This is a genomic window from Pseudomonas sp. GW821-FHT10B02 (assembly GCF_059415665.1).
The window spans coordinates 56390-69084 of the sequence record NZ_JBWKNR010000018.1 but is presented as its reverse complement, the minus strand read 5'-3'; the positions used below and the strand labels follow the sequence as shown (position 1 = coordinate 69084).

Below are 12695 nucleotides of genomic sequence, written 5' to 3'. Positions count from 1 at the left end.
CTCCTATGCTCAAAGGAAGTGCACATCATTGCATCCTTGGGAGCGTGACTATGATCAGATCAAAGCAGTTTGGGAGAGCACTTTCGCGTACAACATGTTTCACCTTGGTCGTATTGTCGGCCAGTTGTTCCTCGAAATATGTGCACGAACAATGGGCGCAGGGAAAGCCGACACGTGCCTCAGGTGTTACTGAATTGCGGCCTATTTCCCACACGATGTTGGCGTCACTGAAAAAAGATTTTTCAGCTGAACCCAGCGGCGGTGCTCCACTCTCGATTGGGCTGGCGCTATCGGGTGGCGGAACGCGTGCTGCGATGTTTGCCCATGGCGTCATGCAGGGCCTGAATGACAGTCAGGTTCTTGACCAGGTCGATGCCATTTCATCGGTTTCTGGCGGCAGTTACGCAGCACTCTGGTATTACACAAAGCGTCTTGAAACCCGAAAGGCCGGCATCCGTGACCATAGGGTCGTTTTCACGGACTGCATACCTTTATGGTGGCAAGACGAGCCTAGGCCAAGCTCCAGTCGAAAGGAAACTGAGTTGCTCATCCGCGCTGCTTTACTGCAGGCCGGACAAGGAGATGAAGGGTTCAAACGGATGTACCAATGTAAATACAAAATGCACTTCACCTTTGACGACCCCGCCACTGGCCTGGCGTATAACCGTGACCCGTTTCGTTGGCAGACTCACCTGGGCCGCTGGCCTGACATCTTTGAGGATTCTGAAACTGTAGCCACAGGTGATCGTCAGGGCGCCCCGTGGTGGCAAGCGGTCAAATACGGCTTTGTTGTTCTGGGTGAATGGATAAAAGCGCCCTTTGTTGAGACAAGCGACGTTGCCATCTCCTATCAATACGGGATCGAGCGTGCCTGGGGGTTAAATCCAAATCCACGAACCTCGTGGAGTCAGGCGTTTTCCTATACGAACGACAAAGGCCAGATTCACACCAGCGAATGGCATCTCGATCCGGATACAGCAACGTGGCAACTGTTGCGCGCACTGCACAACGACAAGTCTGCAGCCAGGATGCCTTTGTGGATTCTGAACACCAGCTTGACCCCGAGCGAAAATGGCAGGCCAGGCGATGTTCTCTACCGGGATCAGTCCGAGATCTTTGAGATAACAGCCTTTGGCCAAGGGTCTACGCTGACGGGCTATTTACGTACTGACACGCCTGTTATCCCAGACCTTGGTACATCGGTCCGTGTGTCGGGTGCGGCAGTTGACTCAGTAAACACATTCCATCCGCCAGCCATTAGATGGGGAGCAACGGTCAAGAACCCCTTCCGGGCTGAACCAGCCAGCATACGGCTAAGCGATGGAGGTCATACCGAAAACCTTGGGCTTTACAGCTTGCTACGCCGCGGTGCCCGAGATGTCATCATCGTTGATGCTGAAGAGGATGTTGAGGGCCGGATGGAAGGCATCTGCATTGCCCGGCAGATGCTGAAAAAAGAAGGCGCAGAAATGAGATTCGATAAGGCGCTGATCAATCTGGATCAAGTGTGCAGCGACTGGAACAACGGCCCGGGAAAACCGCGCCATGCCTATAACACCTCGGCGTGGTTCAATGGTGTTGTACCAGGCGAAGTCATATGGCCTGAGGGTAGCGCAATGCCAGTCTCGCATATCTGGCTTATCAAGCTGGGTTGGGACCAAGCGGCAGTAAGACGTGCTTTCAAAGATGGTAAGTGTGAAACCCGAGCCTATCCGGTCAGTTGCATGCTAGCGGCCTACTATGGCAGTAACGCAGGCACCACGGTTCGCGATGACGACAATCTTTACTTCCCGCAGTTGCCTACGGCGGGGGCAGCGTTCAACTCCAGCACTTACCTGTTCTGGGCTTACCGTGAGCTAGGTAGAACAGCGGCCTCGGCCTTACAGATAAAGGCTGATGGAACCCTTGGTTTGAAGCCGGGGACCGTTATCAAGGATCAGCCGTTGTTATGTGAGAAGTCCGATCTGAGCGCTGTGTCCTGCACGCAGTGACGGTGTTAAGAAAGTCATTCAGCCACGAAGCATACTGGCAATCAATTGCAAGCCCGATCCCACTGGGGGACCCGCTCAAGGCAGTGGCGGGTGCATACAGGCGGCGAGGTCTTCGAGGAAGGCGTGCAGGATCGGTGGCGGTGATACGCCGCGACGGGTGACGACATCGAACGGCGAGGTCAGGTCCAGCGCGCTGGCACCCAGGCGGCGCATCTCGCCGGTCTTGACCCACTGCTCGGCGAAGTGCACCGGCAGGAAGCCGATGTAGGCGCCGGAAATGATCAGGATCGCCGCCGCCTCGATGTTCTCGACGGTGGCAGCGGCCTTGGTCATGCCCAGTTGCTCCAGGTCGTACTCATTCATGTAACCGCGCACAACGATACGGCAGGCGCGAACGTCCTCGAGCAGACGACCGTTCGACGCTTTGCTGGCAAACAGCGGATGGCGGCGCCCACAGTAGAGTCCCAGGGCTTCGTTGTAGAGCGGCAGGTAGGACAGCCCCGGTACCCGCAGGGGAAAGTGACCGATGGCCAGATGCAGGCGACCGTCCAGTACGCGTTCCTCCAGCTCCGCGGGGGCGCCGATGTAGATGTGCAGATGAGCGTCGTGGCCGCGCGAGACAAAACGCTGGGTGGTACGCGGCAGCGGCGAGTCGGGATCGGTCAGGGTGGAGTCGATGATGCCCAGGTTGAGCTTGCCGCTGATGTGCTGCTTGAGCACGTCGGCGTCCAGGCAGAAGCTCTCCACCGCGCTGAGCAGACGCAGTGTGGCTTCATGGATCGCCACGCCTTGTTCAGTCAGGCGAAAGCCGCTGCGCCCGCGCTGGCAGAGCTTGACCCCCAGGCGGGTTTCCAGGTGCGTCATCTGCTCGCTGATCGTCGACTGGCCAGCGTTCAGCGCGGCCTGCGCGGCGGAAAAGCCACCGCACCTGACAATCGTGGTGAAAACCCTGAGCAGTTTCAGGTCGACATCGTGGAGCTGGATCACCATGACCTCCCGGTCGGGCGTCACATCGTGGCGGCTGATATGAACGCACGGGCATTGTTGTTTTTTCCAAGCTAACCATGTGCGTGTTTCAACCGCAATGCCTGGCATTTCGAAATACAGCCAGGTTGCAGTGGCGGTGTTCTGCGGGCGACTGACATCCGTACGGATACTTCGGCTCCGGCGATGTATGCATCTGCACTTGCGCATTTTTCCCTGACCGGCCTGCCGCCATAGTGGCTGCAACGGTGGTCGAGCAGTCGCCCCGTCTCCTGACCAGAACAATAACGTGGAGAAACTCGAACATGGCAAAGCACGGTTATGAATCCGGCCGTCTGAACCTGCCCTTCGTGGGCCATTGCACCTTCGCCAAGTCGCCCATTTGCACCGACTGGGCTGCCATCAATGCCGACGTGGCGATCCTTGGCGCGCCCAACGACATGGGCACCCAATGGCGCTCCGGGGCGCGTTTCGGACCCCGCGGCATCCGCGAGGCATCGACGCTGTTCTCCTTCGGCCATGCCGGCGCTTACGACTTTGAAGATGACGCCACCTACCTGACCGAAGACCAGTTGCGCATGGTCGATGTCGGCGATGCCGATATCGTTCACACCGACATGGAAACCAGTAACGCCAACATCGAATCGGCCGTGCGCCAGATCCTCGCGGCAGGCGCCATGCCGGTGGTGCTGGGCGGTGACCACTCGATCCACGCTCCGGTGATCAAGGCCTTCGAAGGGCGCGGGCCGATCCATATCGTGCATTTCGATGCGCACCTGGACTTCGTCGATGAACGCCACGGTGTGCGCTACGGTCACGGCAGCCCGCTGCGCCGCGCCTCGGAACTGGATCACATCGTCGGCATGACCCAGATGGGCATCCGCAACGTGTCTTCCTCCAACCGCGACGACTACGATGCCGCCCGCGAAGCCGGCTCGCAGATCCTCTCGGTGCGCGACGTGCGCCGCCTGGGCCTTGAAGGTGTGATGGCGAAGATTCCCGAGGGCCGCGACTACTACATCACCATCGACATCGACGGTTTCGACCCGTCCATTGCCCCGGGCACCGGTACACCGAGCCATGGCGGTTTCTACTACTACGAAGTGCTGGAAATCATCCAGGCCCTGGCCCGGCGCAGCCAGGGCCGGATCGTCGGCATGGACCTGGTGGAAGTGGCGCCGGCCTACGACCCGGCCGGTGTCACCTCGATCCTCGCCGCGCAACTGCTGATGAACAGCATCGGCTTCATCTTCCACGCGCGCGCCAACGCTCGCTGATCCGGAGAATCCCAGTGGACAACAAGGTTAAAGCCTACCTGCAAGCCTACGGCGTTTCCGAGGCCACCCAGCGTTTTCTCTGCAAACCCCAGCGCATGTTTATCGGTGGGGCGTGGCTTGAGGCCAGTGATGGTGCCAGTGCCGAGGTCATCGAGCCGTCCACCGAGGGCGTGCTGACGCGCATCCCGATGGGCACTGCTGAAGACCTGGACCGTGCCGTGCGTGCCGCGCGTGCACAGTTCGATGGCGGCCCCTGGAGCCAGCTCAAGCCGCTGGAACGCGAGCGCCTGATTCATCGTCTGGCCGACCTGATCGACGCCAATGCCGAGGAGCTGGCGCAGATCGAGTCCATCGACATGGGCAAGTCGGTCGTCCAGGCACGCGCCGTGGATATTCAGGGCACCGTCGATACGCTGCGCTACTTCGCCGGCTGGGCCAGCAAGATCCACGGGCGCACGGTCGAACCCTCGCTGCCTGGCAATTACCTGGCCTACACCCGCAAGGAAGCGGTGGGCGTGGTCGGCGCCATCGTGCCGTGGAACTTCCCGTTGCAGACCATGGCCTGGAAGCTCGGTGCGGCGCTGGCGACCGGCTGCACCGTGGTGGTCAAACCGGCTGAGCTGACCTCGCTTTCAGCCCTGCGTTTCGCCGAACTGGTGCAGGAAGCGGGCATTCCCGACGGCGTGCTGAACATCGTCACCGGGCGCGGCAGCGTGGTCGGCACGGCGATGTCCAGCCACCCGGGCATCGACAAGCTGAGCTTTACCGGCTCCACGCCAGTGGGTTGCTCGGTGGGCAAGACGGCGATGGACCAGATGAAACGCCTGACCCTTGAGCTCGGCGGCAAGTCGCCGGTGATCGTGTTCGCCGACGCCGATATCGAGGCGGCGGCCGAGGCGGTCGCCAACGGTGTGTTCTTCAACTCGGGGCAGGTCTGCGATGCCGGTACCCGCGCCTATGTCGAACGCAGTATCTATCCCGAGTTCCTCGCGGCGCTGGCCAGGTACACGGCCACCCTGAAGATCGCGCCGGGCCTGGATCCGGACTGCTTCATCAGCCCCATGGTGTCGCGTCAGCAACAGCAGCGGGTGCTGGAGTACATCGAGCTGGGCAAGGCCGAAGGGGCGCAGCTGTACTACGGTGGCGAGCCGGTCGAGGGCCCGGGCTTCTTCGTGCAGCCGACGATCTTCGCCGACTGCAACAACGACATGCGCATCGTGCGCGAGGAGATTTTCGGCCCGGTCCTGGTGACCGCTGCGTTCGACACCCAGGAGCAGGCCCTGGCGCTGGCCAACGATTCGGCGTTCGGCCTGGCGGCGGCGATCTACTCCAATGACCTGGGCCGGGTCCACGGGCTGATTCCGCAGCTGCGGGCCGGTACGGTCTACGTCAACGCCCATAGCACCCTGGACCCGTCCATGCCGTTCGGCGGCTACAAGCAGTCGGGCTATGGCAAGGACATGGGTGCCGAACAACTGGAGTTTTTGCTGGAGACCAAGGCGGTCTGGATCACCTTGCCCTGAGGCACAGGGCAAACCTGCGTCGCTGACGGTTGGCGGGCGGCGCGGGTTTCACATGCATCGTATTTCAAGAACAAGAACCTATCGAGGTGATGCCCATGAACAGCCAAGTGGATGTAGAGCGTGCGCAAGACCTGGACAGGCGCATACGCGCCTATGAAGAACTGGAGAGCAGGGCGGACTGGCCCGGCGCATTGAGCGCTGGCGATTTCATCGCGCTGACCCTGCTGACGCTGGTGATGGTTGCCGGGGCTTACTTTCTCGGAGGCCATCCATGAGCCAGTCCAGAGAGCAGGAATTTCGCCTGAGCGCCGAACGTGGCGATACGCCGTTGCTGCCCAGCGAACGGGTGTGGGGCTTCTGGGGCTTTGCCTATGCCAACTCGGCGTTGGCGGTGGCCACCTGGGTGTTCCTGATCGGCGGCGCCACCGCGCTGTTCGTCGGGCCATTGCAAGGCATCAGCGCGATTGTCATCGGTAACATCATCGGCGTGATTCTCGCCGCGTCGTCCACCTGCCTGCCGTGTGGCAAGTACGGTGTCGAGCAGTTCACTTACCTGCGCAGCATGTTCGGCATCAACGGCAGCCGCCTGGTCTATGTGCTGTCGGTGGTGGTGCTGACCATGGGCTGGCTGGCGGTGCTGGGGCTGATGTGCGGGCGGGCGCTGGACAACCTGGAGACCCTGGTGCAGCACAGCCAGCCCGACGGCGACGGTTGGCTGGTGACGGCGGGCGCTTTGTTAGCCATCGTCCTCGCCGCGCTGGTGGCCATGCGCGGGCCGGACATGATCCGGCGGTTGAGCGCGGTGATCGCGCCCAGCCTGATCCTGATCATGCTGGCGCTGATGTACTTCATTTCCCAGCGTTTCAGTTTCGCCGAATTGCTGGCCATGCCGCCGTTGCAGCCGCCGTTTGCCGATCAGCGCATCAACTTCATGATCGCCGTGGAAATCAACATCGCCGCCGGCTTCTCCTGGTGGCCGTACATCGGCAACCTGTCGCGTTTGTGCAGCAACCAGCGCACGGCCTTCTGGCCCAACCTGGTGGGTATCTTCGGCGCTGCCGCGCTGGGCGAAACAGTCAGCCTGTTCGCTGCCTCCACCCTTGGCAGCAGCGACCCTACTGCCTGGATGCGTCTGGCCGGTGGCGTGGGCTTCGGCGTGGTGGCGTTGAGCTTCCTGGCGCTGGCTAACCTGACCGGTATGGTCAACATCCTCTACACCGCCGTCATCGGCCTGCGCCAGCTGGCCGGGGAGCGCTTGCGCAGCGTGCGCTGGGGGGTATTGATCGGGCTGTTCTGCGTGATTCCGGTGCTCATCGTGCTGTGCTTCCCGGGTATCTACGACGGCTTCTTCATCTTCCTGGTCTGGACCTCGGCACTTAACAGTGCACTGGCCGGCATCGGCATCGCCGACTACTTCTTCCTGCGCCAGCAGCGCGTCAACCTGCGCCATGTCTATGCCACGCAAGGTGCGTCGCCGGTGCGCTTCTGCAAGGGCTTCAATCCCATCGCATTGCTGGCGCTGGTGGCGGGATTCGCGATCTATGTGGTGGTGTTCAACCCGCAGACGCTGGCCAACACCAGCTTCTTCACCTTCGCCAGCGCATCGCTGCCGTCCTGCCTGCTGGCCGGGCTGGTTCACTACGGGCTGACCCGTCTGCTGGCCGCGCGGCTGGGCTGGGGCGGCTACTCCAAGGGCAATGAACGCAACATCGAAGCCGCAGGCTTCGGCGCAAAGGACTAAAACCATGAACAAGCGATACGACTACATCATCATCGGTGCGGGCTCTGCCGGCTGCGTTCTGGCCAACCGCCTGACCGAGGACGCCGGTACTTCGGTGCTGGTCCTGGAGTTCGGCGGCAGCGACCGCAGCGTGCTGATCCAGATGCCCAGCGCGTTCTCGTTGCCGATGAACACCAAGAAGTACAACTGGCGCTACGAGACAGTCGCCGAGCCGCACCTGGACGGCCGACGCCTGCACTGCCCACGGGGCAAGGTGCTCGGCGGTTCATCGTCGATCAACGGCCTGGTGTATATCCGCGGCCATGCCTGTGACTTCGACGAATGGGAAAGCCTGGGCGCGAAAAACTGGGGCTATCGAAATTGCCTGCCGTATTTCAAGCGCGCCGAGACCTACAAGTTCGGTGGCGATGACTATCGCGGTGGCGCAGGCCCCCTGGCCACCAACAACGGCAACAACATGCAGAACCCGTTGTACGGCGCCTGGGTCGAGGCCGGCGCCGAGGCCGGCTACATCAAGACCGACGACTGCAACGGCTACATGCAGGAAGGCTTCGGTGCCATGCACATGACGGTCAAGGACGGCGTGCGCTGGTCCACCGCCAATGCCTACCTGCGCCCGGCGATGACCCGGCCCAACCTGACCGTCGTCACCCATGCCATGACCCGGCGCATCCTCCTCGACGGCAAGCGTGCGGTGGGTGTGGAGTACGACGAAGGCGGCCTGACCCACAAGGTCTATTGCAACCGCGAGGTGCTGGTGTCGTCCGGCCCGATTGGCTCGCCACACCTGTTGCAGCGCTCGGGGATCGGCCCGCAGGCGGTGCTGAAAAAGGCTGGTATCGAGGTGCGCCACGACCTGCCAGGGGTCGGCGAAAACCTTCAGGACCATTCGGAAATCTACATCCAGTACGCCTGCAAGGAGCCGGTGACGCTCAACGGCAAGATGAACCTGCTGGGCAAGGCGCTGATCGGCCTGCGCTGGCTGCTGTTCAAGGATGGCCTGGGAGCCAGCAACCACTTCGAGGCCGGCGGTTTCATTCGCTCGTCCAAGGGCCTGCGCTGGCCGGACATCCAGTTCCACTTCCTGCCGGCGGCGATGCGCTACGACGGTGACAAGCCGTTCAAGGGCCATGGTTTCATGGTCCTGACCGGGCCGAACAAGCCCAAGAGCCGTGGCCATGTGCGGGCGCTGTCGGCCGACCCTTACCAGCACCCGGAAATCCGCTTCAACTACCTGGAGAGCGAAGAGGACCGCGAGGGCTTCCGCCGCTGCGTGCGCCTGACCCGGGAAATCATCGCCCAGCCGGCCATGGACCGCTTCCGTGGCGAGGAACTGGCACCAGGGCCGCAGGTGCAGACCGATGAACAGATCGACGCCTTCGTACGCGCCAACATGGAAAGCACCATGCACCCCTGCGGTTCCTGCCGCATGGGCGAGGATGACATGGCGGTGGTCGACTCTTCACTGCGCGTACGGGGGCTGCAAGGGCTGCGGGTGATCGACTCGTCGGTATTCCCCAGCGAGCCCAACGGCAACCTCAACGCGCCGACCATCATGCTCGCCGAGCGTGCCGCCGACCTGGTGCGCGGGCGTGAGCCGCTGGCACCGGCGCAAGTACCGGTCGGCCTGGTCGAGGGTTGGGAACAAGAACAGCGCAGCCGCGCACCGAAGCGCAAGGTAAGTGCCTGACGACCCGTTAGTGCCAGGGATACATCCTTGTGGGAGCCGGCATTGCCGGCGATAGGATCGTTGCGGTGTCAGGTGATACGCGGCGTCTGCATCGCTGGCAAGACCAGCTCCCACAGTTAACCCGGTAATAGACGGATGTTCTCACACGCCGGACTGAATGCGTTCCATTGGAGCGAAACCGCTACAGTGGGACCAAGCGCAGGGTTTACGACGCTTAAGCGCCAGTGAGCAGGCGGATTAACGCCTTTTCATGGAGTGACTTCATTACAGCCAATCAACACAACCCCGCATAAAACAACGCTTTTTCGCTTGGCATAGACCTTGCTCTTTCATAGGCACTCCGCCGCACTGGCTGAGGTGTTTGAACTTGTGACGTTATAAAAACAATTAAACTAGCAAGGTAAAGCCTAATGAAAAACTCGACGCTGGGTCCGCCTGACAGCGAAGCGCACGAACTGCAACGCAACCTCTCCAACCGCCATATCCAGTTGATCGCCATCGGTGGTGCCATCGGCACCGGCCTGTTCATGGGCTCCGGCAAGACCATCAGCCTGGCGGGACCCTCGATCATCTTTGTCTACATGATCATCGGTTTCATGCTGTTCTTCGTCATGCGGGCAATGGGCGAGTTGCTGTTGTCCAATCTCAAGTACAAATCGTTCATTGATTTCTCCGCGGATCTGCTGGGACCCTGGGCAGGGTTCTTCACCGGCTGGACTTATTGGTTCTGCTGGATAGTGACCGGCATTGCCGATGTCATTGCGATCTCCGCCTATTCACAGTTCTGGTTCCCGGATATTCCGCAATGGTTGCCGGCACTCAGTTGTGTAGGCCTGTTGCTTTCGCTCAATCTGCTGACCGTGAAGATGTTCGGTGAACTGGAGTTCTGGTTCGCCATGATCAAGATCGTGGCCATTTGTGCCCTGGTCTGCACCGGCCTTTACATGGTGGTCGCAGCCTATCAGTCGCCTGCCGGCGATGTCGCGTCGCTGGCCAACCTGTGGAATGACGGCGGCATGTTCCCCCATGGCGCCATGGGCTTCTTCGCCGGATTCCAGATTGCGATCTTTGCCTTTGCCGGGATCGAGCTGGTGGGTACCACCGCCGCAGAAACCAAGAACCCTGAACGCAACCTGCCACGGGCGATCAACTCGATTCCGCTGCGCATCATCGTGTTCTATGTGTTCGCGCTGATCGCGATCATGGCCGTTACGCCCTGGCGTGATGTGGTTGCCAGCAAGAGCCCGTTTGTCGAGCTGTTCGTCCTGGCCGGTCTGCCGGCGGCTGCCGGGATCATCAACTTCGTGGTCCTCACCTCTGCCGCTTCTTCGGCAAACAGTGGCGTGTTTTCCACCAGCCGCATGCTCTACGGCCTGGCCGTGGATGGCGATGCGCCTGGCAAGTTCAAGGCGTTGTCCAGCCGCGCCGTGCCCTCCAATGGCCTGATCTTTTCCTGTGTCTGCCTGTCGGCGGGGGCGCTGGTGATCTACCTGGTGCCGAACATGCTCGATGCCTTCACCCTGATCACCACGGTGTCGGCGATCCTGTTCATGTGCGTCTGGTCGATGATCCTGCTGTCGTACCTGGCCTATCGCAAGCAGCGCGAGCACCTGCATCGCGCCTCGAAATACCGCATGCCGGGCGGCATCTTCATGAGCTGGGCCTGCCTGGTGTTCTTCGTCGCCATGCTGGCCTTGCTGGCGCTGGAAGAAGACACCCGTAAAGCGCTGGTGTTCGTGCCGGTCTGGTTCGTCATCCTCGGTCTGGCTTACCGCTCGATGCGTCAGAAAAAGTCGGAGGGCGTGCAGTTGTCCTACGACGCGGACTGATCGCCACATTCACGCTTTTACCCGGGGGGACGGCACAAGAGGGCCGTCCCCCTGTCGTCTTTGCACAACCAGGGAGTCGTCATGCGCATTCACGTCACCTTTATCGACCGCGTTGGCATTACCCAGGAGATCCTGGCCTTGCTGGGCGCGCGCAACCTCAACCTGGACGCGGTGGAAATGATCCCGCCCAACGTCTATATCGATGCACCGGCGTTGTCACAGGCGGTGCTGGACGAACTTCACCATGCCTTGCTGCGGGTGATCGGGGTCCAGGCGGTGGAGCTGGTCGACTTTCTCCCCGGCCAGCGCCGGCACCTGCAACTGGAAGCCTTGCTCGCGGCGATGAGCGATCCGGTCCTGGCGGTGGACCCCGGTGGCCATGTGCTGCTGGCCAATCCGACGCTGGTCAGCCTCGTCGGTCGCGAGCCGGCCGGTGAGCCGTTGTCCAGGCTGTTCGCCGAACCCGACCTGGCGCAGACCCTGATCGACAAAGGCTTTCGCCTGCCGATGTGCGAGGTGAGCCTGCAGGGCCAGGCGCTATTGCTGGAAGCCACGCCGATCAGCGGCGGCGCCGATGCCTTGGTCGGCGGCCTGCTGACCCTGTATCCGCCAAGCCGTATCGGCGAGCGTCTGGCCTCGCTGCTGCACGATCATGCCGAGGGGCTGCAGGCGCTGCTGGGCGAATCGGCGCCGCTCAAGGAGCTCAAGGCACGCCTGCACAAGGTGGCGAGCCTGGAGGCGCCGCTGTTGATCCAGGGCGAAACCGGCACCGGCAAAGAGCTGGTAGCGCGTGCCTGCCATGCATTGAGCGTGCGCCGCGATGCATCCTTCCTGGCGCTCAACTGCGCGGCGCTGCCAGAGAGCCTGGCCGAGAGCGAGCTGTTCGGCTACGCCGCCGGCGCCTTTACCGGCGCCCAGCGCGGCGGCAAGCCGGGCCTGCTGGAACTGGCCGACGGTGGCACGGTGTTCCTTGATGAGGTGGGCGAGATGTCGCCTTACCTGCAGGCCAAGCTGCTGCGTTTTCTCAGTGACGGCAGCTTTCGCCGGGTCGGTGGCGGCGGCGAGGTGCGGGTGAATGTGCGGGTGGTTTGCGCGACGCACCGCAACCTGGAAAACATGGTGGTCGAAGGCAGCTTTCGCGAAGACCTCTACTACCGCCTGAACGTACTCAATCTGCTGGTGCCGCCGTTGCGCGAACGCGGCAGGGACATCCTTCTGCTGGCCGAGCACTTTCTGCGTCAGGCCTGCGCGCAGATACAGCGCTCACCGTGCCGGCTGGCGCTGGCCACCCATCCGCTGCTGCTGGGCAATCGCTGGGCGGGCAATGTGCGCCAGCTGCAGAACGTGATCTTCCGTGCCGCGGCCATCAGCGAAGGCGAGGTGATTGACTGCGACGACCTGGAGCTGGCCGGTACTGCCCTGAACAGCCAGCAGCCCGATACCCCGCAAGTCACCAGCCTGGAAGCGGCGGTGCAGGGCTTCGAAAAGTCGCTGCTGGAAACGATGTACGCGGCCTATCCCTCGACCCGGCAACTGGCGGTGCGCCTGCAGACTTCCCACACGGCCATCGGCCAGCGCTTGCGTAAATACGGCATCGCCAGCCGGGTCTCGTAACCTGGTTCGAATACGCTCCACTGGAGTGATTGTGCTCCAGTCGGGC

At 61.8% G+C, this 12695-nt stretch carries 9 protein-coding genes; 8 read left to right on the top strand and 1 reads right to left on the bottom strand.

All coding sequences use genetic code 11. The features are described 5' to 3' along the window. Positions 1–50 precede the first annotated feature (50 nt). A complete protein-coding gene (locus AC07OF_RS23710) occupies positions 51–1991 on the top strand; it encodes a patatin-like phospholipase family protein (protein ID WP_476446868.1) in 1941 nt (646 codons plus the stop codon). Positions 1992–2066: 75 nt separating this feature from the next. On the opposite strand, the gene AC07OF_RS23705 is transcribed toward AC07OF_RS23710, so the two are convergent. Next, positions 2067–2978 (bottom strand): LysR family transcriptional regulator, encoded by a 912-nt coding sequence (locus AC07OF_RS23705; protein ID WP_157194753.1) that lies wholly within the window; start codon positions 2976–2978, stop codon positions 2067–2069. A 302-nt stretch (positions 2979–3280) separates the two neighbouring features. Between AC07OF_RS23705 and speB the strand changes: the two genes are divergently transcribed. The 7 genes from speB to gcsR all read left to right on the top strand — a co-directional run bounded on the left by speB (position 3281) and on the right by gcsR (position 12649). Further along, a complete protein-coding gene (gene speB, locus AC07OF_RS23700) occupies positions 3281–4252 on the top strand; it encodes an agmatinase (protein ID WP_157192945.1) in 972 nt (323 codons plus the stop codon). A gap of 14 nt (positions 4253–4266) precedes the next feature. Further along, complete coding sequence (locus AC07OF_RS23695; RefSeq protein ID WP_342622420.1) at positions 4267–5775, top strand: aldehyde dehydrogenase family protein; 1509 nt, start codon at positions 4267–4269, stop codon at positions 5773–5775. A gap of 95 nt (positions 5776–5870) precedes the next feature. After that, positions 5871–6050 (top strand): hypothetical protein, encoded by a 180-nt coding sequence (locus AC07OF_RS23690; protein WP_038611724.1) that lies wholly within the window; start codon positions 5871–5873, stop codon positions 6048–6050. Next, complete coding sequence (locus tag AC07OF_RS23685) at positions 6047–7516, top strand: cytosine permease (protein WP_157192943.1); 1470 nt, start codon at positions 6047–6049, stop codon at positions 7514–7516. The genes AC07OF_RS23690 and AC07OF_RS23685 overlap by 4 nt, the downstream gene beginning before the upstream one ends. Positions 7517–7520: 4 nt before the next feature. Next, complete coding sequence (gene betA, locus AC07OF_RS23680) at positions 7521–9206, top strand: choline dehydrogenase (protein WP_495073554.1); 1686 nt, start codon at positions 7521–7523, stop codon at positions 9204–9206. A gap of 410 nt (positions 9207–9616) precedes the next feature. Next, positions 9617–11035: a D-serine/D-alanine/glycine transporter gene (gene cycA, locus AC07OF_RS23675; RefSeq protein WP_495073553.1), complete on the top strand. Its 1419-nt coding sequence runs from the start codon at positions 9617–9619 to the stop codon at positions 11033–11035. An 81-nt stretch (positions 11036–11116) separates the two neighbouring features. Further along, entirely contained in the window at positions 11117–12649 is a 1533-nt protein-coding gene (gene gcsR / locus AC07OF_RS23670) for a transcriptional regulator GcsR (RefSeq protein ID WP_157192940.1), read from the top strand. The last annotated feature ends 46 nt before the right edge of the window (positions 12650–12695 follow it).

Coding starts and splice junctions, on each gene's coding strand:
- AC07OF_RS23690 (WP_038611724.1), top strand. CDS start 5,871: ATGAACAGCCAAGTGGATGTAGAGCGTGCGCAAGACCTGGACAGGCGC.
- speB (WP_157192945.1), top strand. CDS start 3,281: ATGGCAAAGCACGGTTATGAATCCGGCCGTCTGAACCTGCCCTTCGTG.
- AC07OF_RS23710 (WP_476446868.1), top strand. CDS start 51: ATGATCAGATCAAAGCAGTTTGGGAGAGCACTTTCGCGTACAACATGT.
- AC07OF_RS23685 (WP_157192943.1), top strand. CDS start 6,047: ATGAGCCAGTCCAGAGAGCAGGAATTTCGCCTGAGCGCCGAACGTGGC.
- betA (WP_495073554.1), top strand. CDS start 7,521: ATGAACAAGCGATACGACTACATCATCATCGGTGCGGGCTCTGCCGGC.
- gcsR (WP_157192940.1), top strand. CDS start 11,117: ATGCGCATTCACGTCACCTTTATCGACCGCGTTGGCATTACCCAGGAG.
- cycA (WP_495073553.1), top strand. CDS start 9,617: ATGAAAAACTCGACGCTGGGTCCGCCTGACAGCGAAGCGCACGAACTG.